Below are 23,236 nucleotides of genomic sequence, written 5' to 3' on the forward strand. Positions count from 1 at the left end.
TATGTGGCTCCCTGTCACCCGTGGAAACGGTACTGCGCGTACCTAAAAATTGAGTGGGATAGTGTGGAATTAGAATTGTTGGCGGATCTGCTGCATGGCCCCGCGCGTGTTTTGAATGGCGCAAAGCTCGACGACTCCGAGCTGATTCGAGCATCACGTGAGGCATTCGATGGACGACTTTTTTGCGTCGTGAGGCATTGGATGCTGTTGGATGTCATGGTGTCCGCGTCGACGGAACATGAGCTCAACGTGGAGGGGCTGAAGCCAACCATTTTGTATTCCCCGATGACCGTACACGACAGTCAAGACAAGTATCGACCTGGCGACAGCATCCTCAGCGGTTACCAACGCGATTTTGACGGCTGTAATTTTGAAAGCAAAGACATGCTGTACATCCTGGCTGGTCGTGGTGCAAGAAAGCACGTGAGTGTGCCTGCTGTCGCAGCTTTGCATAAAAGTTTGTCACGGCTCATCAGGTAGTTGCGAGATTGGGAAAAGCTTCATGGTTGGGCGGAGTGCGTTGCTCGGTTGGAGTGATTCAGCGACGCTGATTGAGAAAATTTTCCCCGCTGTCCGGTGCTACCTAGGCCCCCAAGATAAACACAGTGAGGCTTCGGCAATTGGCCGATAAGTATGGAATCCATCACGCTCCAGATTCACTCGGCAGGCCATTGGCATGATGCATTGGCGCTCAGCTTTGATTCACCCGGAGATAGCCTTCGAAGCCGATGCAACATCAACTACCTGCCCGAATACCTTGCGGATCAGTTCATTCAGCTGGGTACGGTTAAAGCACCAGCCGTGAGTGCGAGTCTCGCGCTGGAGTGGGACATTCGGCGTGAGACTGCCCCAGCTTTTTTGCACGATGTCATCCCGGCTGGTGCTGCACGTCGGCACATCTTGTCGAGATCGGTAGTACCGCCAGGGATGTCGATTGATCTCTTTCTGTTGCAGCAATTTGCTGCTGCTCCCATTGGACACCTGCGCATAAAGAGCGCGGCAGAAACGCTATATTCCGCAGGCAAAGTGCCTGATGGGGCTACCCGAGAAGAGGTTGTCCAAAAAGGCATGGGTTTTCTCGACCATGCCAAGGAAAACGGGATGGCAATAACCGGCGCTCTCGGGGCCGGCGGTGAAGCTCCAAAAATGCTGCTGGTCGAGGATGCTTCGGGGCAGCTTTATCCCGACGGGGTGCTAAGCGACGCGGAGGTGTGCCGGCATTGGTTTGTTAAATTCCCGCGTAACACCGCAACCAGACTAGACCGAGACATCTTGCATTCCGAATACTGCTTTTACCGCGCGCTGGGCAAGTTGGGGATCGACACGATCGCCGCCGATGGTCTGACCCACGAAGCAGCGAAGATGCCTAGCATTTGGATGCAAAGATTCGATCGGAAGGTCTCTCCGGGGGAAGTGGAGCGCATCGCAGTCGAGTCAATGTATTCATTATGTGGCGTCAGGCATCGAGGTAGTTGTTTGAGTCATTTCGATGTCGTGGATCGGCTAACGGAAACATGGATTGCGGCTGGCCAAGAATCTGAAATACCGGACATGGTTAGCGAATACTTGCGACGGGATTTAATCAATCAGATCGTCGGGAACACCGACAACCATGGCGGAAATCTCTCGATCCTTCGGGGCAAGGAGCGAGTGAGCTTTGCACCCATCTACGATCTTGCGCCCATGGTGATGGATATCGAGGGCGTTGTGCGGATCACACGGTGGACAACAAATATTGAACGATTAGGTTCAGTCGATTGGGGGGCTGTGTGTGCTCGCTTCGCGCATAGGGCAGATCCGGAATGGTTGTTCGATCGCTTACAGGCGGATGCTCGGGTGTTGCTGGCGTTGCCGGATTTGCTACAGGATCTAGGACTGCGCCAGGAAGCCTGGCGCTCGCCGATGATTCCGCTCAGGTGTCTCGAAGATACGTTTCGCAGGTGGAATTTGATGTGAGGCCCTTTATGCTCAAATCAAACTCAATCGGCCTCGCACCTCTCGCTGTGCGCAGCAACGTGCTGCATATCTTGCACCCAGCATCGAAGAAACCGGTGCCAGTCGCGCGCATAACTTCCTTGCGGCAACCGTGAAGAGAGAGCGCTCGCTGCTTCGAATCGCGCACGCCAGGGCAGGGGTATGTGTTGATCAAGCACAATAACGAAAAGGTGGCCATCGCTCCCTAGGAATTCTGTTTCTGGAACACGCTCGCGCAGCTCATCGACCGACATCGAATAGGCGTCACCAATTGGGCTTTCGAGATCCTGGCGCTCTATGCTTCTGAGCTCTTCGAGCAACGGTTTTGCTTCCTCAGTGCCAGGGCGTAATCGTTCTAACGTCCAAAGCAGCCTGCGCCGTTGGTTCTCGCGCAGCCATAAAGTCTTCAGGTCGGTTTCCATCAATGTTTCCTTGTCACGGTAGTTCGTAGATCAGATCGCGAATCACGTGCCTAACTAGGTATGGTGAGGTCTGTGGGAGGGCCTGGTTGCGTTGCTGTATCTTCTCAACGCCCGGTAACACCTCTTTCGAAGTAAATAGCGGTACCGGTTTGTCCTTGTAGGTTGGGCATCCCAAAATCGCTCACCTTCGCGGCTGAAAGCCAGTGTTTTATAAGTTGAATCTAATAATCTGCACGTTTTAAAAAAAACTGCGTAAGACGAACATTTCGTGAGATATAGCAATCTGCAGGGAATTGGTCTTGCATTGATCCTCCCGATGCCGACGTAGCCCGTCACAACCCGTGCGCTGACACACCTCGAAGCACAGGTGGAAGGGATAGGAAATCCACGATCTACCGCGTTGATTGGTCTGAATGCCTCACCGGTAAAGAGCAGACTCATGGGGGAAGGATTACGATGAAGCTTACACAACTGCGGCTTTCTAACTTTCAGTCGTTTGGGCCCGTTCCATCGACGATTCGGTTTGAGGACTTAACGTATCTCCTGGGGCCGAATGGATCGGGTAAAACGGCTGTGCTACAGGCCCTAGCAAGGATGTTTGCTACCGACCCACAGCTAAGACGAGTACAGCGATCAGACTTTCACAGTCAAAAAACTGCGATTGATGGGGCAGCAACTTTTTCCACCACGCTATGGGTCGAAGCTCAGTTTGAATTTCCGGAATTACGTGAGCCCGGGACAGAACCGCGACCTACGATTGCATCCAATTACTCACACCTGACGCTTGTCACTGCAGACGCCGTACCCCGAGTTCGGTTTCGCCTCACGGCTAACCTTGATGAAGATGGTGATGTCGAGGAGTTGTTTCAGTACGTTATCGCGGTTGACAGTGCTGACGAGCCGTCGCGCGTGATGCCCGTAAACAAGCATGATCGCAATGAAATCCAAGTCCACTACCTGCCCGCTCGGCGGGATCCAGCCGACCATATTTCGTACGCAGCCAACTCTTTGCTTGGGCGGCTTTTACGCTCGGCTGATTGGCAGATTGAGCAGTGTGGGTTAGCCGAACTGACGGGGCAGATTAGTCAGCTATTGGCTGGAAACGCAGCCATAGGTGGTATCGATAAGGTTCTGGCTTCAACCTGGAATGGCCTGCATAAAGGTACGTTTTACGCGAAGCCCTCAATCTCGTTCGATCGAAATGAAATGGACAGCTTGTTACGGCATTTGACCGTAGGGTTTACGCCTGGACATGACGCTGCCAAAGTCGACTTTTCAAGGCTGAGCGATGGTCAGCAATCACTTCTGTACATCACCCTCGTGCTGACGTCTCAGGCCATTGCCAGTCAAGTGCTTAAGGGCAGCCTGAAAGCTTTTGATATTTTGAAACTGCGTCCAGCTCTGTTCACATTGATTGCGATGGAGGAGCCGGAGAACAGCTTGTCACCGCATTATCTGGGGCGCGTTATCAAATCGTTGAAGGCGTTTTCTGCCGGCGATGACGGACAAGCCATCATAGCCACTCATGCTCCGGCATTGTTGCGGCGGGTAGATCCAGAGCACATACGTTATCTGCGGTTAACCCCTGCTCGTCATACCCAAGTGACGCAAATTGTCATGCCGGATAAAGCGGATGTGGCCCATAAATTCGTGCAAGAGGCAGTTAAGGCATTTCCTGAGCTCTACTTTTCCCGCTTGGTCATCCTGGGTGAAGGAGACAGCGAGGAGATTGTGATTCCACGTCTATTGCAGGCGGCGGGTGTTGCTGAAGACGATTCTTCTGTCGTTGTCGCACCGCTGGGAGGGCGGCATGTCAATCACTTCTGGCGGCTGCTAAATGGCCTTCAAATTCCCTATGTCACCTTGCTTGACCTGGATCTTGGTCGACACCAAGCGGGATGGGGGCGGTTGAAGTACGCGGTCGACCAACTAGGTGCAATAAACGTCATCGATGCAAAAGAAAAGCAGGGTGAGAAGCTGCCGAAGTGGAATGGTGTAGATCATGTTTTAACATCGACGGCTGGTGTCGCGTGGGTGAACTGGCTGGAGGGGCATGGAGTTTTCTATTCGTCCCCACTCGATCTAGATTTTTCCATGATGACGCAGTTTTCGATTGCTTACGGAGTCACGTCTGAGGAGCTTGTCGCTCCAGTCTTGCCGGTCGTCCTGTCTGTTCTTGGCAAAGCCCCGGTTGCGTTGGATCAGTACAGTGATCTGCAGAAAAGCTATTTCGGCGCGTACCACGCTCGCTTCAAATTGGGTAGTAAACCTGCAGAGCATATTGCCGCTTTGGCTACTCTTTCGGATGTGCAATTACTGCAATGGATGCCGCCGTCCATCAGCCGACTCATAGCCATGGTCAAGAGCAAGTTAGAGAGCCTGCCCGAATGATCGCCCTATCTGCCTGGCGACCAGAGAACGGAATGAAATTTGAGCGCAATGCGCTTGCCGCGATATCGGAGAACGCTCACTCAATCGCATTATCAGCTGGGCCTGGAGCAGGAAAAACCGAGGTGCTGGCTCAACGAGCTCATTATTTATTGAGTACCGGTCAGTGTTGGTATCCGCAACGTATTCTTGCAATTTCATTCAAGACAGATGCTGCGCGAAATCTCAGGCAGAGGGTTTTTGATCGGTGCGGCCAGGTCGACGGCAGGCGTGTCGACAGCCACACCTTTCATGCCTTCGCCAAAAGCCTGATTGATAAATTCAGACCTCTGCTCACAGGCCGAGACGCACTGGACGCGGAGTACAGCGTTGGTATGACTCGCAAGCCCGGCACCCAGATCCATTTTGATGACTTGGTGCCCTTGGCTATCAAGATTCTCAGATCAAGCGAAATGGCAAGAAGCGCCGTACGGCTTACGTATACCCACGTCTTCTTGGACGAATTTCAAGACTGCACCTCCCAGCAATACAGCTTGATTCAAGAAGCATTCATGGGATCTGGCGCTTTGCTCACTGCTGTCGGTGACGACAAGCAAAGGATCATGGGTTGGGCGGGAGCGTTAAAGGGAGTGTTCAAACGATTCATTGAAGACTTTCAGGCCCAACCGCTGACTCTTTTTTACAACTTCAGGTCGGCACCGCGTCTTCGAAGAATGCAAAACGCTATGGTGCGAATCATGGAGCCAGCTTCGGCATTAGATGATCAGGAACTCTTAGGGGAAGAGGGCCAGATCGCAATTCATCGATATGCAACGTGCTTGGATGAGGCGGAAAAGATTGGTGCTTTGGTGCAGCAATGGATACAGAAAGAGGGGATGGCTCCGTCGTCAATTGGCATCCTGGTCTCAAAGCAACTGGATCTCTATGGGCATCCCTTGATGGAGCGGTTGCGGTTGTTGCAAGTGCCGTTTCGCAATGAACAGTTGTTGCAGGATTTCGCTAGCGAACCGATTGTTCGCCTAATCCTCGACTTCCTCTTGGTGGTAGTCGGTGATGGGCAGGCGGAGGCCCAAGCTCGGATCGCTTCTGTACTGAACGTTACAGGGATGGATGATGAGTCCGCTTACAGGGTGCAACGGCGCCTGCGTAATCATGTGTCCAACGTTCGCGAGGAGGCTCGTCGGATTAGGGATGCGTGTACCTTTGAGCAGATGCGGCGTTGGGCGAATGATTTTTTAACGCTGATTGGGCGGGATACAGTCTGCATGCTCTCTCACGAATACAGGCAAGGGGGCAGATTGCGAGAGCTGGTTAAACAAGCCTATGAGCGGCTGCAGATACTCTTTCTTGAATCGCGAACGCCAGCACAGGTGTTGGCTCATTTCGTGGACGATGACTCTGTCAAGCTGATGACAATCCATAAGTCGAAGGGGTTGGAGTTCGACAACGTGATTGTCCTCGGCGTAGAGAATGAGGCTTTCTTTGGTGATGTAGCAGATGAGCGTTCCGTTTTTTTTGTTGCGATTTCTAGAGCTAAACAACGACTCATTCTCACCGTCGCAGACTATCGTTCTCCTCCTCCAGCCCCGGCAAAACGCTGGGACACAAACAGGTCTGCGCAGCAGGAATTCTTGAGCTATGCGGCGCCTTATCTTTGAGCCAGCGCGTTCGAACGAAGTAGAGAACGGCCCTGAGTAGGCGCTTGGATGCAGCATCTTTTTGCCTTTTGAACTTGGTAGAGGATGCGCTCGTGCGCAGGCAATAAGTCGTGTGTGCGTAGATCTAGATTCTTTGAAAGATCTCAGGTTGCAGTTCACACGCATAGCCGAACCGATGCGCTTTGTTGTGCAGTCGTGTCAACCGAAATATTTTTTCAGAAGGCCCCTTGAAAAAATTTTTGAGCAACGGATCTTTATATTTGAGACCAACAAAAAAGCAGCGATCTCGACGCTCCACCTACCGCAAATCCTGACGAGGATACGGTGTTGGTTTTCGCTTTTGCTGTGCTCCTGCTTCTGGCCTTTTCTTGCGATGTATCCTGCTGACGCTGATGTGTGACTGCCCTCTGGGCATAGCAAAGTTGCCCCTTAGCGGCGTAAGCCGCTGCTATCCAGTTTGATTTCAAACAACGAGTCATTTTTTTAAAAAATACCCGTGTCGGACAACTTCGTGCGAGTGAAGTCCGCATATGAACTGGAGAGAGCAGATGGAAAATGAGCTGGAGATTAAGGTTTGGCGTTCAGCGCAGCAGGCATGTGACGCGGGAGCATTTGTGAGACTGGTTGAAGCGGCTGTCGGTAGTTTCAAGAGAGATCCTGGGTTCGATCCTACCGTGCGGCTGCACGCATCAGGGATTGGAACTGAGGGCGTAAGGGTGCTGCGTGATGTCCTGATACGTCGTGATATCTATGCAGGCCCAACTGCAGGCTACGTCGAGATTAGGTCTCGTCTGAGAATGCATTTGCGCGACCAATTGCAAATGCACCTTATGAGGACGGAGCAGGCCTGTGACGAAATGAAGGAGGATCAGTTGGGGCGAGACCTGGGGCTGTAAAGGCTCCACGTTAGGGAGAGTTCAGCTCAATTTTTACTCGAATTTCCAGCCGGCTACCCATTAATTGTGGACTGTGTACTGTAAGCGATCTGAGTTTCGCAATCGATGAAGCGCCGAACCGGAAAAACTGAGTTATCCCAAATTATGGTTCAGTCATAATTATTGCTGAGCCATAATTGTTGGCTGCTCTATTCCGATTTCAGTTTTTCGCAAGCAATCCATTCTGCGAAGCCCAATTTGCAATATACTGTTAGGTAACTATTGAAAAGAGGCTTGTCATGTCTAAACTCGCTGAGTTCCGCCAACTCGAAAAACACCTAGCTGAACAGCTCCAGGCTCTTGAAGCGCTGAAAGGCGATGCTGGCCTCAAGAAAGAAATTGAATTCGAAACCAAGCTACGCGCTCTGCTCGCCGAGTACGGTTACAGCCTGCCAAACGTGATCAACCTGCTTGATCCGCAAGCGCGCCGCCGCACACCGGTCAACGAATCAAATGCCGGCAGCCGCAAACCTCGTCAAGTAAAGGTTTACAAAAATCCGCACACCGGCGAAGTCGTGGAAACCAAAGGTGGCAATCACAAAACGCTGAAGGAGTGGAAAGCCGAATACGGCTCCGACACTGTCGAGTCCTGGCTGACCAAGTGAGTTTGGTTTGAGTGCAAGAGGGCCCTTCGAGGGCCCTTTTTCATTCGCATTAGAGGTGGTCTTGGGATGCTTATAGGTGCCGACGACAAATTGACCCAGTTGCCGAGATGTCACTGACCCAGTCTGTTCCTTGCGAACCATTTCCCTTATTGAATTTGTTTCGATTTGGAGGTGGGGCAGTCTTGCGTAAGCGCTTGGGACAATTCGGCGTCGGCGTCAACAAGGGCTTCGACCAGTACGCCAATATGCGCCCGGCTCGTGTTCTACCGGGTGTGAAGAGCCCTCTGCATAGCGGTGATCAAATCGACTGGGTGGTGGCACGGGAAAACTCCGAGGGCGAGTACTCCGGCAACAGCGGGCGAGTGCATCGAGGACTGCCTCGACGATGTATAAAGTGCTAGTTGATACGTTTGGCCACGCACAGCAGATGCGCAATATCGCGGGCTCGTTCCTTCAGAAGACGAGGTGCATGGCGACAGGCCTCCTCAAGCGTCATGGGGCCAGAGGTCAAGGCAAACGCGGCGTCGATCCCCTGTATGTACAGTTGCTCATAGCCTTCACCCAGTGTGCCTGCAAGAACGATAACGGGCACCCGAGTTTGGGCGGCAATCCGGGCAACTCCCAGAGGTGTTTTGCCCCTTAGTGTCTGTGCGTCGAAGCGACCTTCACCTGTGATGACCAGGTCAGCACCCTGTAACCGGATCGCTAGTTCGATTAGGTCAGCCACCACTTCGACCCCAGGTCGGAAGGCTGCCAGAAAAAAGGCTTTGGCTGCAAAGCCGATTCCACCAGCTGCCCCGACGCCGGGTACATTTCGAACGTCCTGACCCAACAGCGCCGCGCAAAGATTCGCGTAGTGGGCCAGGGCTTCGTCGAGACGTTGAATTTGCTCGTTGTCTGCACCTTTCTGCCGAGCGAAGGTGAAAGAGGCACCGTGGGGCCCGCAGAGTGGGTTGTCGACATCGGCGGCGACCTGGACATGCACTTCGGATAACCGTGGATCAAGCGCTTGGATGTCGATCTTCGCCAATCCTGACAGGGCTAGACCTCCGGCGGGAAGTGGATTGCCGTCACTGTCCATGAACCGGGCGCCAAGGGCCCTGAGCATGCCGGTGCCGCCATCGTTGGTGGCACTGCCGCCAATGGTCAGGATGATCTTTCGTGCTCCGGCATTGAGTGCCTCAATGATGAGTTCACCCGTGCCTTCGGTAGAGCTTGTACAGGCGTTACGTCGCTCAGGCGCAACCAGCTGTAAACCGCTGGCCTCTGCCATTTCGATGATCGCCGTGCGCGCCTGGGGCAACCACCCCCATCTCGCTGTGACAGGCTCACCGAGTGGGCCGGTGACGCGAGCACTCCTGAGTTCACCCGCCAAGGCTGACAGGATCGCATCAATGGTGCCCTCACCACCATCGGCCATGGGGCACTTGACCAGTTCTGCGTCAGGAAGCACTTCTTCAAGGCCCAACGCTATCGCATCGGCGACTTCAGCAGCGCTCAAGCTGTCTTTGAATGAATCAGGTGCGATAACGATTTTCATAAGACTCTCCAAATGCGACGAGCCTTCATGCTGACATTTTGCTTTGCCACCAGCCTTAGCTGGATGGACAAAAACAATATATAAAAATTGTGTATTTGCACATGATCAGAGTGTTGGCTCAGAGTGCGGGAGCAGGAGGACGCCCAGGTACAATTCCAGCGATTCATGCAGCCGAGTCATATCCTTGCCACTCAGTTCTGTTATCCGTTCCATGCGATAACGCAGGCTATTGCGATGAATACCTAAGGCATCCGCGCAGGCCTGTGCCTGACCGTCATGTAGGCACCATGCGCGCAGCGTGCGCAGCAACTGTCCGCTGCTGTCCTTTGCCTGGATCTGGTGCAGAGGGAGAAGTATCGTGTCCACTACACCGTCCTCTCGATGAGCCCACAGAAAAGACGGCAAATGATAACGAGACAGCGACACGAATCTTTGCTGCGGCAGAACAGCCTCTGCGTAGGCCAATAGTTCAGCGACACGCCGGTAGCCCCGACGCAAACTCTCAAGGGACTCTGCCCGCACGCCATAGGCCACAAGCGCCACTTTCCAGCCCAGCGACCCAAGCTTCTCGATTATTTTTTCAGGGCTGTGAATCAGGTTGGAGGGACAGCACCACAAGAGCGAAAACGAGGATGGGGCCAAACACCAGCTATCGGTATATCGCGATTTTAACCAGTCTGCCAAGGCTGAGGATGTCAGTTCAGCCTCTAGTTTGATCAGAACAGGTGTGCGCGCCAGTTGCGGCTTGAGGCCTAGTTGCCGGGCTTCGTCGATAAGCCGAGGAGAACCGCCCGCTTCGCCCAGTAGCATGGCCAGCACATCCTCACTGCGCTGTTTTCGCCAATGCTGTTCGATCTGCATGTGGCTCTGCGCCACGAGCATCTCGGCGGTCATTCGAACCAGCTCGGCATAGGTGCGCAGCTGTTGCGGTTCGCCCGTAATCCCTAACACCCCGATCAGGCGGCCATCGTGCATCAGCGGTAGATTGATTCCCGCCTGCACGCCTTTCAGGGTTTGCGCCGCCTGTTCATCGATTTCGACCACGCGATGGTTGGCCAACACCAACTGCGCCCCCTCATGGCGCGTATTGATGCGAGAACTCTCACCGCTGCCCAGGATTAAGCCTTGGTTGTCCATGACATTGACGTTATAGGGCAGTATCGCCATCGCGCGATCCACGATGTTCTGAGCCAACAGGTGATCAAGTTCGAACATTTTTCGGGACTTTGCTCTAGTAAGAATTGGTTGAACATACAACAAGTATCCCCAGTTTTTGTCACTGCGCCCAAATAATTCGGTGCGATGGAGCCATGGACTTGATCTTCCTCTAAATCACTCTAGCCAGTCGCTGGTGCCGCAGTAAGGACGTTAGTCATGCCTAATCGCCGAACGAAGATCGTCGCCACCCTTCGGCCTACCAGCAACAGTCCGGAAGTCATTGAAGACCCCGTGTTAACAGCTGGGGTTGGTTTGATTGATTCAGGGGCGAATCGAAGCGATGGATCACCCTTATGTGCAGAACTACCCGAAAAATCGCGGCCAGTTGGGGGAGGGCGGCAACACGTTGCGGATTGCGGTCGAGGTTGTCCCAGATCTGGTTCGAGTACAAAAGACCCTTTTCAGGGCCTTTTTTTGTTGGGCGAGGATGACATGGTCGGTAGTCCGTAGACTGTGTGGTCTCCACTAAGTGAACTGCTGTTGGTTGGTAACCAACAGAGCGACTGCCGCAACCATCATTCCCCCTATGAGAACTCAGCGATCAATTGATCATCCTGTGGATCAGCTAGCAGATTGCAGTTTGCGCTGTGGCTTACCCAGTGATTTGTTTCTAGTCATCGAAATCTTGATCGCTGCTTGTGCAGCTTCACGTCCTTTCTCTACGAAATGCTTGCTGTAGATTTCACGGTGATGCTCCGTTTCCTGGAAGTGATGAGGAGTCAGGGATACCGACAGTACGGGTACTCGGGTATCCAGGCCCACTCGCATCAATCCATCGACAACCGCCTGCGCAACGAAGTCGTGTCGGTAAATCCCACCGTCGACAACCAAAGCTGCTGCAACAACTGCCGCGTATCGGCCGGTCAATGCCAGTTCCTGTGCCATCAGAGGCAGTTCGAAAGCCCCGGGCATGTCGAAGACGTCAACCTGTTCCGCTGAGATTGTTTCAAGGAAACCCTCAAGGGCACGATCAACTATGTCGCTGTGCCAGCCTGCTTTGACGAACGCGTAACGATTGGCGGCCATTTTTTCTACCTCATCATTTTATTGTTTGCGCCCTCGGCAGGTGTATGCCGAGGATTGGTTGCATTACATTGACGCTTGAGCTTTCCCAGTCCGACGTCATCCGAGCTCATACATGGAAGGTATGAGTCGTCATGCACCGATTAGTGTCTGACGTTAGCAATCTTGATCATGCGATTTCTGCAGAGGTGCGATAGCGGCGCTGATGCCAAACGAGGCACTCTGCCGGCTCTTCTGGGGCGAGCACGATGTCGGCGATAGACCCGATCAAAATGGTATGGGAGTAGCCATCAATCGCTCGCTCTAGGCGGCAGTCGAAGGCAATGAGAGCGCTACGCAGCAAAGGGGCACCGGTCTCGCGCTGTACCCATTCCGAGCTGGCGAAACGATCTACTCCTCTTTGAGTGAAGAGGGTGGCGAATTCGGTCTGATCGGGCTTAAGCACGTTGACCCCGAAAACTCCTTGTGAGAGCAGCTCTTCGTGAGCGCTGGCGTTTTTATTGATGCATACGATCAAGGAGGGAGGTTCGGCAGAGAGGCTACACAGGGCCGACACCGTCAGTCCCATGCGTTTATCACCTTGCCCCGTTGTGACTAGGGATACAGGCCCAGGGAGAATCGACATTGCTTGCAAAAAAAGCGTCTTATCAACCGAGTCTTTAAACTGGGTAACTTGCTCTAGAACAGCCATTCTTTCACCTCCGCAGGCTTAGCTGGGCGAATGCACGTGGCCCTGCCAGTGCACCCTTAAGCCGCCATAAATCACTTTTTCAGTTGCCGGCGCCTCGAAGGCTGCGCGTCAACCCGTTCTATAAGGTGGTTCAAGCCCACAATTGAAAGTCATCTAAATCGTGAGGTGGCTGATCGGCCTGCCTCTGATCTCAGGTTCTCTTACAAACGGGTAAAGGAACTGTGCCAAGTTGAGCCAGCAGCTCGCGGCATCCGCGGTAGACAGAAATTCTCGTGGTTCGAAGGTGTGCTTCAGAGCCAATTTCAACTGGGCAACCTGAGAAACGCTGCCATTGATTCGATGTCTGAATTTTAATTTGGTATGTCGATCATAATTTTATGGGCAGCTTGCATGTCGCCACTCCCGCGCGTGCGAATCCTGCCCTACAGTGATTCAAGGTGGGACAGTTCGGCATGATTTGCATGCGGCAGACTACCCCGGGTGCTTCGCCTGACTGGCTGCTCCAGGCCAGCCTTTGACATCGTTGTCCAGGCTCCGCGTGTCAGGACGCTCTCTGCATCCTTACCGGGTCAAGTAGGCGGTGAAATGACACACGATAAGAAGAGGTAGGTGCGATGAAAAACGACAAATATGCCTTTATCAAGGTCGGCGAGCCGGATGAATTTGTTGAAAAAACATTCAAAGGTTTCTGTGAGGTTATCCCTCAAAAACACGTTGATTCCTTCGTGATTGCGGATCCTTTTTCAGCACCAAATTTAGCTAGAGATTTGGCGAAATCTGGCTATTACCACGCAATAATTGTCTCTGCGATGTTTTTCAACGATATCGATTTTAGGAACGATCACATTGCAAGTGCACTGGCATCCGGGTTGATGGCCGTCAGTATGGATGTTGATGCTCTCGTTCTACCTATCGTCCTGCTACCTCGCCACGGACAAGAGGAGGAGTGGCGGCGCGAAGAACACAGTGAGTATTTTCTATCTCAAGGGCGTATCACCGCAAATTCGGCACTAAAAGATTCAAAATTAATATCCTCTCTGCCTTTTCCTAGGAATGTAGTTGGATGGCTGTGGCCTATGTAGGCCAGGCTGCATTCTTCAGTCATTATATTTCTTCCACCCGTCATTAGGTGTGATATGGGGTTTAGCGCGTTTTCTATTCGTTCAAAAATAGTTGTATTGGCCGGTATATGTTTGCTCGGTATTGTGGTTGTAGTGGTTTTTATGAATATTCATATTTCGCAGAGCAATAACACAATTGTTGCTAAAACGAGCGAAAGGATGATGATCGATAATGCGAAGAGACTGCTTCAGGCCGAGGCAGGTGAGCAAGCAGCCGCTCTAGATAGCCACTTTCAGCAGAGTATTCTGTTACTCACGTCAGTTGCTGACCTAGTGACCGCTCAAAGGGAAAATTGGGTAAAACATGGTGGGGATGCAGGTGCGCAGCGTGAACTGATAAATCAAAGTCTGAAAAAACTATACCAGCGAAATGCCAAGCGTGGACTGCAGGGGGTATGGATTGTCTTTGAGCCTAATGCATTGGATGGAAGAGATGCGGGTTTTGTAGATGATGCTGGTCACAGTAGCAATGATAAAGGGCGATTCACTCCGCAGTGGAGCCGCAACGGCAATGATGTAGTGAGCTCAACCATTGCTGAGTCGTATTTTGTTAGAGCAGATTTAAATGCCAGTGGAGTGCCATATAACTATTGGTATTTATGTCCGAAAACAACACGGCAGATTTGCATGCAACCTCCGTATCAGGACACTGCCAATGGCGTGAATATTTTGCTGACATCTGTATCTATGCCTGTTTTGGTCGATGGAGTAGTGGTCGGAGTAGTGGGTGTAGATCTGTCTCTTGCCGCTTTGCAGTCGGGGGTGGAGAAAAGTGCTTTTGATCTATTTGGTGGTAAGAGTTATGTCGTCATCACTTCAGATGATGGTGTAGTCGCGGCAAATAGCAAAGACCCGGGCGCGATCGGTAAGCCATGGTCGCAAGATTTAGGTAGTGACTCGCATCCTACACCTGACCTGAAGGACAACGATGGCTCAAAGGTTATAGAGAGTGGAGAAGACATTCGCGCTATACACCCGTTGAGTTTTTTCGAGGGTGCCAAACCTTGGAGCGTCATGTTGGGGGTGCCTCGGAGTGTGTTGCTGGAGGACACGCTCACGATGCAGCGAGAGCTGAGTGACGCGCAGGCGCAGGGCGTGAAGGACACTTTATTGATTGCGTTTGCAGCTGCGTTGTTTGGTTTGGTAATGATTTGGTTCACAGCTTCTGGGGTTATCCGACCCATCAATGCGGTAGCACAAATGCTGCAAGATATCGCTACAGGGGATGGTGACCTCACGCGCCGACTTGGTTATGCAAAACGCGATGAATTGGGAGAGCTCGCCAGTTGGTTCAATCGCTTTTTGGACAAGCTTCAACCCACGATTGCACGGATTAAGCAAAGTATCGTCGAGACTCGCGACACGGCCGATCGTTCTTCTACTGTGGCCCGAGAAACCAGCGAAGGCATACAGATCCAGTTTCGAGAGATTGATCAGGTAGCAACCGCTTCAAACGAAATGAGTGCTACGGCTCAAGATGTTGCAAGCAACGCCTCAAGCGCCGCGACAGCAGCTCAAGGTGCAGACGAGGCTGCTCAGGATGGGATAGAAATCATCCGTCAAACCACGAAGGACATAGACATTCTTTGTGCGGAAGTCAGCCAGGCTGTTCAACAGGTTGAGGAATTGGCTGTGAGCAGCGAGCAGATCGGCTCCGTTCTCGAAGTCATCAGAGGCATCGCAGAACAGACGAATCTACTGGCATTGAATGCAGCTATCGAAGCAGCACGAGCGGGGGAAAGCGGTCGTGGATTCGCCGTTGTTGCGGACGAGGTAAGGGCACTAGCCCGGCGTACCCAGGACTCCGTTGAAGAAATTCGGCATGTTGTTGAGCGCATTCAGAGTCATACCCGAGGCGTTGTGACGATGATGCATAACAGTCAGGCCAAAGCTCAGGACAATGCTCATAGCATCCAGCGCGCTATGGAGGCCCTCGATCGTATAGGGGAGGCCGTGTCTGTTATTACAAGCATGAACCTTCAGATTGCGAGTGCTGCGGAGGAGCAGGGAGCTGTGGCAGAAGAAGTTAATCGAAACGTTGCCAACATCAGGGGAGTCACGGAATCCCTTACAAACCAAGCCAATCAGTCCGCGCTTATCACAGGGCAGCTTGACGTACTTACAGTTGAACAGATGAGGCTGATGGATCATTTCAGAGTGTGAGTAGCTCCAAATTATTGGGTATGTCTCGGTTCGGTGTGTAGAACGGCCTGCTCATTTTGAGTGCATCAAGGGAATTGCTAGATCGTTTTTGGGCGAGTGAGTGCAGCAAAAGCGCGCGAAAAAATGGATCCTGACTGAGATGTGGCACTTGTCTCGAAATGGCACAGTAGTCGCTTGAGGTCAGCGTTAAGGTGATCCTGCAAAACAATGGCACCAGCCAAGAATAATTTTGAGGTTAGCGATGAATCGAGTATTGGAAAAAGTCACGATTATTACCGGCGCAGCTCGTGGACAAGGCGAAGCGCACACTCGTCTGTTTGCCGCGGAAGGTTCGAAGGTTTTGATGACTGATGTCCTTGATGAGACTGGGATGACCGTTGCTCAGGAGTTGCGCGATGCGGGTCATGATGTCCATTACCTCCACATGGATGTGACTTCGGAGTCGGATTGGGTTGCAGCTGTGGCTGAGGCCGAGCGACGTTGGGGACGTGTGAATATCCTGATCAACAATGCAGGCATCGTGGGTTCCATGAAATCAGTTCACGAGGAGGAGTTGGGTGCCTGGACTAAGGTGACGGCCATCAATCAACAAGGTGTTTTCCTTGGGATCAAACACGTAGTTCCTGCGTTGCGACGTGCTGGCGGCGGAGCCATTGTGAACATTAGCTCCATCAGCGCAACGGTTGGCGGCCCTGGTTCGTTCTCCTATCAAGCCTCCAAGGGCGCGGTACGCATGATGACCAAAGCAGCCGCTATGGAGTACGCCAAGGAAAATATTCGTGTCAACGCTGTCTGCCCTGGCCAGGTGTTGACACCTATGGCTGAGGAAGAGGGTGAGGAGTCGGTCAAGGCTTTCGTAGCTGCTACACCAATGGCGCGTGCTGCCCGTGCTGAAGAAATCAGTTACGGAGTGCTGTACCTCGCTAGTGACGAATCCAGCTACGTCACCGGAACTGAGCTTTACATTGATGGCGGTTACACCGCGCAGTAACGATTCAAATGCTGGTGCTAGCGAGTCCGTGGGCTCGCCGAAAAATAAGTACTTTTGCTTAGTGGTTCGAAGCCATCGCTTTCCCTGTGTATGGCTTCGGACGGACTGCACTCTTTGCCGATTGACGAAGCTGCAGTTGAAGCGTTATTCGTCACTGGCGCCCCGCGATATCGCCTGGCTTATCAGCCTGCGCCAGCTAATGCGTGCAACCTGCACGCAGAGCCTTGCTTCCCTTCCGGGGCGGAGGAATACATGAACCATACGAATACAAACGGGCAGCATGAAATTGCTGCGGGCTCTCTGAATAAGTCAGCGATCATTTCTCTCAGAGAGCAATTCCTTTCTGACCCGAAAAACACTGATCTCTCTGGCTTACGCCCGGTTATTGCTCGCTCTTGGCAGCGCAGTATTCTGTGTCAGGTTAGCCCAGCCCAAAAGGCGATGGAGCTTGTGGCTACGCCTCAGCTTGATGATCAGATTCTTCGAATTGCTAGCCCAATCCTCTCCGAACTTGAGCGTTTGTGTATTGATGCGCAAGGCCTGGTGACCCTTTCTGATTCCATGGGCACGCTTGCAGACTTCCGGGGTGATCCCACGATGGTGAAGCGTGCTGAAAAGTGCTTTCCCATCCAAGGGGGATGCATGTCCGAGGATCAGATCGGTACCAATTCCGAGGGCACTGCAATTGAAGAGGGCGGTGCTGTCCAGGTTTGGGGAGCAGAGCATTTCAATGACGCTTTGCAGGACATGTACTGTACTTCGGTACCAATCCGCGATCCCCTTCGTCGCTCCATCCGTGGGGTGCTGAGTCTGGCTTTTCCTGAGCGCTTAATCATTGGGATGGATCCACGTTCGATCATGCTGATTCTGCAGGGTGCTGCAGCAGAAATCACAAGTGCACTCCACGCTCGGTTGGCTGCACGTGAGCAGTCACTATTAGCGGAGTATCTTCGAGAAGTTCGTAAGCGTGGTTCTGACGCTGTAGTTGCAATGGACGGGCGCACTACGATTGCTAGTAAGGGAGCGATGCAGTTGCTCGACCAGAGTGACTATGCCGTCTTGGCTGGATATGCGCAGGAAGTTCAAAGCCTTGATCGCCCAATGGAGCGTGAGATCTGCTGTGGCCCTGATCGCACCCTTCATTTGCAGGTTCGTCCTGTATCAAATGGAGATACTCAGGCCGGCTCAGTAATCAGGTTGCGCAAGGTTGAATCACGCCCGCGTGCGGCGTTTTCTCGGCCAGTCGCTGGCAAGGATATTTTCGGGCAGTTGGTGGGTAAAAGCTCTACATTCAAACGTGCTGTCGAAGGTGCCACAACTGCAGCCAGTCGTGAGATCGCAGCTTATATCGTTGGTGAGGCAGGCACAGGGAAGCGCCTTCTGGCAGAAGCGCTCGCTGGAAGGTTGTCAGATAAAACTTCTGCCTACGAATGTTGCGCCATCAGTCTCGATAACCCCTTGGATCTGCATCAGATCGAAAACCAGCTCGCCCAAGGCCAGGCGTTAATCCTGCATGAGATCGAAACGCTGCCGGCCATCTTCAGAGATCGACTGACTACTGTGCTGTCCTCTATCGATGCACCACGAATTGTCATGACGGCAAAAAAAGTCACTGACGAAATGTTGCCTTTAATCTCCAGTATGCACGGCATCGAAATCCAAATGCCCCCGCTTCGGACTCGTCGCGAAGACATTCCGTTGTTGGTGGATCATTTCTTCAGCCAGCTTCCACAACAGCGTCGGGTGTCGGCTCGTCTGCTTGAAATCCTGGTGGGGGCGGAGTGGCCCGGTAACGTTCAACAGTTGAAAGAGATTGTTGAGGCTGCCGCCCTGAAAGCATCGGGGAGTGAGGTCAAGATAGAAGACCTTACTGAACTGCATCGTCGTGCGCTTGCACGAAGCCGTTTGAGCCGGCTTCAGAAGGCTGAATTGGATCAGATCAGAGAAGCACTGATCGAAGCCGGAGGAAACCGTCTGCGTGCTGCTGAAATTTTGCGAATCGGTCGTTCAACGCTGTACCGAAAAATCGACTCATACACCAGCAGAGGCTTTGATATCGACGTTAAGTGCTGACTTATATGCCTCAGGAAAACGAATGACCTTAGTACGTGAAGGTTAGGGTGCGTCCTGACTGAGAAAGCATCGGGGACTGGTTAAAGCCTGGTGCTTTAATCGGGCAGATCCTCATAGCCTTTAAGCTGCTTGAGGTCTGCTCGATTCCCTACTTTAGTGATGCTTGCACTCTGGCAAACTAAACTCCCTCAGGGCACAGACAAATTTGTAACTCTAAGCATGGCCTAGACAAAGTGCCGCAACTCCAGCAGCCGCAATCTGAGCGTCCTGTTCTGGTTTGACACCCGATACGCCAATGGCTGCTATTACCTTCCCCTCTACTACCAATGGTAAGCCGCCTTCCAATGAAGTGAGCAGGGGAGCGGTGATTAGTGCTGTCCGTCCAGAATTGATCATCTCTTCGTAATTTTTGGTATCTCTCCTGCCAAGCGCTGCGGTGCGAGCTTTTTCCGTTGCGATATAGGCGGAAATTGGCGCGCAGTCATCGAGGCGCTCCAATGCAAGTAAATGCCCGCCGTCGTCGACCACCGCTACAGTTACCGGCCATTTGTTTTTCTGTGCTTCCGCGCGAGCGGCCGTAACCATACGGTTGACCTCAGCGCTTTCCAGAACGGCTTTGCGTTGCATGAATTTCTCCTAGGCGAGTGCTTCTTCCACCAACTCGATCCAATGGCGCACTGGCGTACGTCCGGCACCGTCGAGGTGAGTCTGGCATCCAATGTTGGCGGTCACGATGACCTCTGGATTACCGCTTTCCAGGGCATTGAGCTTGTTGTCACGCAACTGGCGGGATAGCTCAGGCTGTGTGAGCGAATAGGTGCCGGCCGAACCGCAACAGAGATGGCTGTCAGGCACTGCGGTGAGACTAAACCCGAAACGGCCAAGGATTCCTTCAACGGCGCCGCTGAGCTTTTGGGCGTGCTGCAGAGTGCAAGGACAGTGGAAGGCTAAGCGACGATCTGCCTCAATGCCGAGCTGTTCGATGGGTTCGGCGCTGAGGACTTCGGCCAGATCTTTGCTGAGGGAGGTCACCCGCTGCGCTTTTTCGGAATAGGCTGGATCGTCCTTGAGCAGGTGCCCGTAATCTTTCACGAAGGCTCCGCAGCCACTTGCTGTTTGAATGAGTGCTTCCGCGCCTTGTTCAATGACTGGCCACCATGCATCGATGTTACGTCGTGCACGATCAAGACCCTTATCTTGAGCGTTCAGATGGTAGTCGACTGCACCGCAGCACCCTGCTTCGCGAGCGGGGACTACGGATATACCGAGCCTGTCCAGTACGCGCGCAGCTGCAGCATTCGTATTCGGGGATAGCGATGGTTGTACGCAGCCTTCGAGCATCAGCATTTTTCGACCATGGCGAACGGAAGGCCGAGTTTTCGCTGGATGAGCTTTACGAGGCAACTTGGCTTGGAGCGCTCCTGGGAGCAAAGGTCGGAATAACTGACCTGCCATGGTCAATGCTTTGAATACAGCTGGGCGCGGGACAACGGCGCGCAAGCTCTCTCGCAGCAAGCGCTCTCCAAATCCACGAGGTATTTGCTCCTCGACCACAGCTCTCCCGATGTCGAGAAGATTGTGATACTGCACACCCGATGGGCAGGTTGTTTCGCAGTTGCGGCAGGTCAGGCAACGGTCAAGATGTAGTTGTGTTTTAGCGGTGACTTCTTGCCCTTCTAGTACTTGCTTGATTAGGTAGATACGGCCTCTGGGCCCATCTAACTCGTCACCCATAATCTGATAGGTTGGACAGGTTGCAGTACAGAATCCGCAATGCACGCATGACCGCAAAATACGCTCGGCTTCCTCTGCGCGAGGGAGGCGTTTTGCTTGTTCGCTCAAATTCGTTTGCATGGCGTACTCAGACCTCCGCGTACATGCGGCCAGGGTTGAAGATGCGCTGTGGGTCAAGCTGCAGTTTCAGCCTTTGGTGGTAACGCAGCAGTGGCTCAGGCAGTGGCTGAAAAGGGGACTCATGAGTACCAAAGCGAGTGGCATGGCCACCCAACGCTGTTACAGCCAGGCGAACAACTTCAGCCGGCTCGTCAGTGAGCAACCAACGTTGCGCTCCACCCCAGTCCAACAGTTGCTTACCTGGCAGGTTTAGGACAGCTGAGTTATTCGGAACAGAGATGCGCCAGAGTGGTTCTGAGGTGTCGAAGAATGGAAGTTGCCGTTCACGCAGCTTCGACCAGTAACTGCCATCCAGCGCTTCGCCACCTAGGCGCTCACACGCTGATTTCACCGATCCTTCACCTCCCTCTAAACGCAGGTGGAGAAATTCACCGTCGTGGGAGGCTGCGCTGATGGGGATCGGTTGTTGGCCCCACGCGGCAAGTTTTGCGAGGGCTTTATGTGTGTCCAACTCCAGCTTCACGCTGGCACACTGTCGGGGCTTTGGAAGTACCTTGAGGGAAATCTCTGTCAGCAGACCCAAGCATCCAAAACTGCCCGCCATCAGGCGCGAGAGATCGTAACCCGCAACATTCTTCATTACCTCGCCACCGAAGCGCAGAAGCTTGCCATGGCCCGTGATGATACGTGTGCCCAGCACATAATCACGGACAGAGCCTGCCCACGGACGACGGGGGCCTGAAAACCCACTAGCGACCATCCCGCCTAATGTTGCTGATTGCCCTAGGTGCGGAGGTTCGAAAGGCAGCATTTGGTTTTCTGCTTCGAGCACCGCCTCGATTTCTGTGAGAGGAGTGCCGGCTCGTGCAGTGAGCACCAGCTCGGTAGGATCGTAGGAGATGATGCCGCGGTGACTACGCGTGTGGAGTATCTCACCTACCACTTTGCGACCAATATTGGCTTTGGTGTTGCCACCCTGGATGCGCAACGGAACGCGTTTGTTAAGCGCATAACTAACCTGCTCCATCATCGAAGTGGAGTCGTCATGATCTTGTCGCATTAGAATCGCTCCAGTTCTGGGAAGGGCAGGTTTCCGCGGTGAATGTGCATCGATCCGAATTCGGCGCATCGATTAAGCGTAGGAATGTTCTTGCCCGGATTGAGCAGACCGTTGGGGTCGAAGGCTTTTTTGATAGCGTGGAAAAGCGTGATCTCGTCACTGTTGAACTGGGCACACATCTGGTTAATCTTTTCGCGACCGACCCCATGTTCACCTGTAATGCTTCCGCCCACATCAACGCAAAGTTCAAGGATCTTGGCACCGAGTGCTTCGGCTCGGTTCAGCTCACCAGGTTGATTGGCATCAAAAAGGATCAATGGATGCATGTTTCCGTCTCCAGCATGGAAGACGTTAGCAACGCGCAGCCCGAACTCATTCGAGAGTTCTTCGATCCTTTTGAGAACTTTGGGCAGTTCCCGCCTTGGAATGGTGCCGTCCATGCAGTAATAGTCTGGAGAGATTCGGCCTACCGCCGGAAAGGCATTTTTGCGGCCAGCCCAGAATCGAGCCCGTTCGGCCTCATCACGCGCCAAGCGAACACTGGTTGCACCGGCCAGTTTCAGTGCCTGTTCAACGCGCTCACAATCTTCATGTACATCAGCCTCAACCCCATCTAACTCGCAAAGCAACATGGCTGCTGCGTCGATAGGGTATCCCGCATGAATGAAGTCTTCTGTTGCCCGGATTGATAGGTTGTCCATCATCTCTAGGCCTCCCGGAATAATGCCTGCTGCGATGATGTCTCCGACCGCACGGCCGGCCTTTTCCACCGAATCGAAGCTAGCCAGCATCACCCGCGCTACTTGTGGCTTTGGCAGCAGTTTGACGGTGACTTCGGTGACAACCCCAAGCATTCCCTCGGAGCCCGTGAAAAGAGCCAGAAGATCAAAGCCAGGGCAATCTAGTGCATCACTCCCGAGTGTCATGAACTCGCCATCGGCAGTGAGAATATCCACCCGAAGCAAATTGTGGACGGTGAGTCCGTACTTCAAGCAATGCACTCCACCGGCATTTTCTGCAACGTTGCCACCGATCGAGCAGGCAATTTGGGAGGAGGGGTCGGGCGCGTAATAAAGGCCGTGAGGTGCTGCTGCTTGGGAAATCGCGAGATTGCGAACACCTGGCTGTACTCGTGCATACCGACTGTCTGGATTCACCTCAATGATCCGATTGAAGCGAGCCATGACTAGCAGGACGCCCTGCTCCAGGGGAAGTGCACCTCCGGAAAGACCTGTCCCAGCCCCGCGAGCCACCACCGGTACGTTATTGGAGTGGCACAGCTTGAGGATCGATTGAACTTGATCGATTTGATCTGGAAGCACTACAAGCAGAGGAACAACACGATAAGCAGACAGACCATCACATTCATAAGGTCTTAGATCTTCTAGGGTATGAAGGATTTCGAGACTGGGCATGGCATCGCCAAGCTGAGCGAGCAGCTTTGCTTTGTCTGGCCGCGGCAGTGCGCCATCGACGCGCTCGTCATAGAGAATGTTCATGAAGCTCACTTGTCAGTTTTT

At 53.0% G+C, this 23,236-nt stretch carries 19 protein-coding genes and 1 pseudogene; 11 read left to right on the forward strand and 9 right to left on the reverse strand.

Translation table 11 applies throughout. The features are described 5' to 3' along the window. Positions 1–63 precede the first annotated feature (63 nt). On the forward strand, positions 64–480 hold the full coding sequence (locus tag AC1RPZ_RS11655) for a DUF6957 family protein (RefSeq protein ID WP_493137179.1): 417 nt from the start codon (positions 64–66) through the stop codon (positions 478–480). Between the two features lie 153 nt (positions 481–633). After that, positions 634–1,956, forward strand: coding sequence for a type II toxin-antitoxin system HipA family toxin (locus AC1RPZ_RS11660; protein ID WP_493137180.1), 1,323 nt, complete (start codon positions 634–636; stop codon positions 1,954–1,956). A 23-nt stretch (positions 1,957–1,979) separates the two neighbouring features. On the opposite strand, the gene AC1RPZ_RS11665 is transcribed toward AC1RPZ_RS11660, so the two are convergent. Further along, on the reverse strand, positions 1,980–2,396 hold the full coding sequence (locus AC1RPZ_RS11665; protein ID WP_493137181.1) for a hypothetical protein: 417 nt from the start codon (positions 2,394–2,396) through the stop codon (positions 1,980–1,982). A gap of 456 nt (positions 2,397–2,852) precedes the next feature. On the opposite strand from AC1RPZ_RS11665, the gene AC1RPZ_RS11670 reads away from it, so the two are divergent. The 5 genes and pseudogenes from AC1RPZ_RS11670 to AC1RPZ_RS11690 form a co-directional block, all read left to right on the forward strand. Beyond that, the gene (locus AC1RPZ_RS11670) at positions 2,853–4,787 is read left to right on the forward strand and encodes an ATP-dependent nuclease (RefSeq protein ID WP_493137182.1); all 1,935 of its coding nucleotides are present in this window, start codon (positions 2,853–2,855) and stop codon (positions 4,785–4,787) included. Beyond that, positions 4,784–6,442 carry a UvrD-helicase domain-containing protein gene (locus AC1RPZ_RS11675; RefSeq protein ID WP_493137183.1) on the forward strand — a complete coding sequence of 553 codons (1,659 nt, stop codon included), beginning with the start codon at positions 4,784–4,786 and terminating at the stop codon, positions 6,440–6,442. The genes AC1RPZ_RS11670 and AC1RPZ_RS11675 overlap by 4 nt, the downstream gene beginning before the upstream one ends. A gap of 548 nt (positions 6,443–6,990) precedes the next feature. After that, positions 6,991–7,338, forward strand: a complete 348-nt coding sequence (locus tag AC1RPZ_RS11680) for a hypothetical protein (RefSeq protein ID WP_493137184.1) — start codon at positions 6,991–6,993, stop codon at positions 7,336–7,338. A gap of 278 nt (positions 7,339–7,616) precedes the next feature. Continuing rightward, positions 7,617–7,982 carry a histone-like nucleoid-structuring protein, MvaT/MvaU family gene (locus tag AC1RPZ_RS11685; RefSeq protein WP_493137185.1) on the forward strand — a complete coding sequence of 122 codons (366 nt, stop codon included), beginning with the start codon at positions 7,617–7,619 and terminating at the stop codon, positions 7,980–7,982. A 221-nt stretch (positions 7,983–8,203) separates the two neighbouring features. Further along, positions 8,204–8,362, forward strand: a pseudogene (locus AC1RPZ_RS11690) (isocitrate/isopropylmalate family dehydrogenase); the annotation flags it as partial. A 17-nt stretch (positions 8,363–8,379) separates the two neighbouring features. Here AC1RPZ_RS11690 and AC1RPZ_RS11695 read toward each other — a convergent pair. From AC1RPZ_RS11695 to AC1RPZ_RS11710, 4 genes are all read right to left on the reverse strand, one after another. Then, positions 8,380–9,522 carry a glycerate kinase gene (locus AC1RPZ_RS11695; protein ID WP_493137186.1) on the reverse strand — a complete coding sequence of 381 codons (1,143 nt, stop codon included), beginning with the start codon at positions 9,520–9,522 and terminating at the stop codon, positions 8,380–8,382. 105 nt (positions 9,523–9,627) lie between these two features. After that, positions 9,628–10,737, reverse strand: coding sequence for a sugar diacid recognition domain-containing protein (locus tag AC1RPZ_RS11700; RefSeq protein WP_493137187.1), 1,110 nt, complete (start codon positions 10,735–10,737; stop codon positions 9,628–9,630). 564 nt (positions 10,738–11,301) lie between these two features. Next, positions 11,302–11,766 carry a 6,7-dimethyl-8-ribityllumazine synthase gene (locus tag AC1RPZ_RS11705; protein WP_493137188.1) on the reverse strand — a complete coding sequence of 155 codons (465 nt, stop codon included), beginning with the start codon at positions 11,764–11,766 and terminating at the stop codon, positions 11,302–11,304. Positions 11,767–11,932: 166 nt separating this feature from the next. Continuing rightward, positions 11,933–12,454 carry a flavin reductase family protein gene (locus tag AC1RPZ_RS11710; protein ID WP_493137189.1) on the reverse strand — a complete coding sequence of 174 codons (522 nt, stop codon included), beginning with the start codon at positions 12,452–12,454 and terminating at the stop codon, positions 11,933–11,935. 614 nt (positions 12,455–13,068) lie between these two features. Between AC1RPZ_RS11710 and AC1RPZ_RS11715 the strand changes: the two genes are divergently transcribed. The 4 genes from AC1RPZ_RS11715 (at position 13,069) to AC1RPZ_RS11730 (ending at position 18,802) form a co-directional block, all read left to right on the forward strand. Next, on the forward strand, positions 13,069–13,536 hold the full coding sequence (locus tag AC1RPZ_RS11715) for a 6,7-dimethyl-8-ribityllumazine synthase (protein WP_493137190.1): 468 nt from the start codon (positions 13,069–13,071) through the stop codon (positions 13,534–13,536). A gap of 54 nt (positions 13,537–13,590) precedes the next feature. Next, a complete protein-coding gene (locus AC1RPZ_RS11720) occupies positions 13,591–15,738 on the forward strand; it encodes a methyl-accepting chemotaxis protein (RefSeq protein WP_493137191.1) in 2,148 nt (715 codons plus the stop codon). A 241-nt stretch (positions 15,739–15,979) separates the two neighbouring features. Beyond that, a complete protein-coding gene (locus AC1RPZ_RS11725; protein ID WP_493137192.1) occupies positions 15,980–16,729 on the forward strand; it encodes a glucose 1-dehydrogenase in 750 nt (249 codons plus the stop codon). Positions 16,730–16,981: 252 nt separating this feature from the next. After that, complete coding sequence (locus AC1RPZ_RS11730) at positions 16,982–18,802, forward strand: sigma-54-dependent Fis family transcriptional regulator (protein WP_493137193.1); 1,821 nt, start codon at positions 16,982–16,984, stop codon at positions 18,800–18,802. Positions 18,803–19,015: 213 nt separating this feature from the next. On the opposite strand, the gene AC1RPZ_RS11735 is transcribed toward AC1RPZ_RS11730, so the two are convergent. Genes AC1RPZ_RS11735 through glcD form a run of 4 tightly spaced genes read right to left on the reverse strand, consistent with a single transcriptional unit; the run spans position 19,016 to position 23,215 of the window. Beyond that, positions 19,016–19,429: a heme-binding protein gene (locus AC1RPZ_RS11735; protein WP_493137194.1), complete on the reverse strand. Its 414-nt coding sequence runs from the start codon at positions 19,427–19,429 to the stop codon at positions 19,016–19,018. 9 nt (positions 19,430–19,438) lie between these two features. Next, positions 19,439–20,656: a glycolate oxidase subunit GlcF gene (gene glcF / locus AC1RPZ_RS11740; RefSeq protein ID WP_493137195.1), complete on the reverse strand. Its 1,218-nt coding sequence runs from the start codon at positions 20,654–20,656 to the stop codon at positions 19,439–19,441. Positions 20,657–20,663: 7 nt separating this feature from the next. Continuing rightward, the gene (gene glcE, locus AC1RPZ_RS11745; RefSeq protein ID WP_493137196.1) at positions 20,664–21,716 is read right to left on the reverse strand and encodes a glycolate oxidase subunit GlcE; all 1,053 of its coding nucleotides are present in this window, start codon (positions 21,714–21,716) and stop codon (positions 20,664–20,666) included. Further along, positions 21,716–23,215: a glycolate oxidase subunit GlcD gene (gene glcD / locus AC1RPZ_RS11750; protein WP_493137197.1), complete on the reverse strand. Its 1,500-nt coding sequence runs from the start codon at positions 23,213–23,215 to the stop codon at positions 21,716–21,718. The genes glcE and glcD overlap by 1 nt, the downstream gene beginning before the upstream one ends. Between the last annotated feature and the right edge of the window lie 21 nt (positions 23,216–23,236).

The sequence above is a fragment of the Pseudomonas sp. GW822-FHT02D10 genome (assembly GCF_058802345.1).

Coding starts and splice junctions, on each gene's coding strand:
- AC1RPZ_RS11660 (WP_493137180.1), top strand. CDS start 634: ATGGAATCCATCACGCTCCAGATTCACTCGGCAGGCCATTGGCATGAT.
- AC1RPZ_RS11680 (WP_493137184.1), top strand. CDS start 6,991: ATGGAAAATGAGCTGGAGATTAAGGTTTGGCGTTCAGCGCAGCAGGCA.
- AC1RPZ_RS11710 (WP_493137189.1), bottom strand. CDS start 12,454: ATGGCTGTTCTAGAGCAAGTTACCCAGTTTAAAGACTCGGTTGATAAG.
- AC1RPZ_RS11695 (WP_493137186.1), bottom strand. CDS start 9,522: ATGAAAATCGTTATCGCACCTGATTCATTCAAAGACAGCTTGAGCGCT.
- AC1RPZ_RS11665 (WP_493137181.1), bottom strand. CDS start 2,396: ATGGAAACCGACCTGAAGACTTTATGGCTGCGCGAGAACCAACGGCGC.
- glcF (WP_493137195.1), bottom strand. CDS start 20,656: ATGCAAACGAATTTGAGCGAACAAGCAAAACGCCTCCCTCGCGCAGAG.
- AC1RPZ_RS11730 (WP_493137193.1), top strand. CDS start 16,982: ATGAACCATACGAATACAAACGGGCAGCATGAAATTGCTGCGGGCTCT.
- AC1RPZ_RS11700 (WP_493137187.1), bottom strand. CDS start 10,737: ATGTTCGAACTTGATCACCTGTTGGCTCAGAACATCGTGGATCGCGCG.
- AC1RPZ_RS11705 (WP_493137188.1), bottom strand. CDS start 11,766: ATGGCCGCCAATCGTTACGCGTTCGTCAAAGCAGGCTGGCACAGCGAC.
- AC1RPZ_RS11670 (WP_493137182.1), top strand. CDS start 2,853: ATGAAGCTTACACAACTGCGGCTTTCTAACTTTCAGTCGTTTGGGCCC.
- glcE (WP_493137196.1), bottom strand. CDS start 21,716: ATGCGACAAGATCATGACGACTCCACTTCGATGATGGAGCAGGTTAGT.
- glcD (WP_493137197.1), bottom strand. CDS start 23,215: ATGAACATTCTCTATGACGAGCGCGTCGATGGCGCACTGCCGCGGCCA.
- AC1RPZ_RS11725 (WP_493137192.1), top strand. CDS start 15,980: ATGAATCGAGTATTGGAAAAAGTCACGATTATTACCGGCGCAGCTCGT.
- AC1RPZ_RS11720 (WP_493137191.1), top strand. CDS start 13,591: ATGGGGTTTAGCGCGTTTTCTATTCGTTCAAAAATAGTTGTATTGGCC.
- AC1RPZ_RS11715 (WP_493137190.1), top strand. CDS start 13,069: ATGAAAAACGACAAATATGCCTTTATCAAGGTCGGCGAGCCGGATGAA.
- AC1RPZ_RS11675 (WP_493137183.1), top strand. CDS start 4,784: ATGATCGCCCTATCTGCCTGGCGACCAGAGAACGGAATGAAATTTGAG.
- AC1RPZ_RS11685 (WP_493137185.1), top strand. CDS start 7,617: ATGTCTAAACTCGCTGAGTTCCGCCAACTCGAAAAACACCTAGCTGAA.
- AC1RPZ_RS11735 (WP_493137194.1), bottom strand. CDS start 19,429: ATGCAACGCAAAGCCGTTCTGGAAAGCGCTGAGGTCAACCGTATGGTT.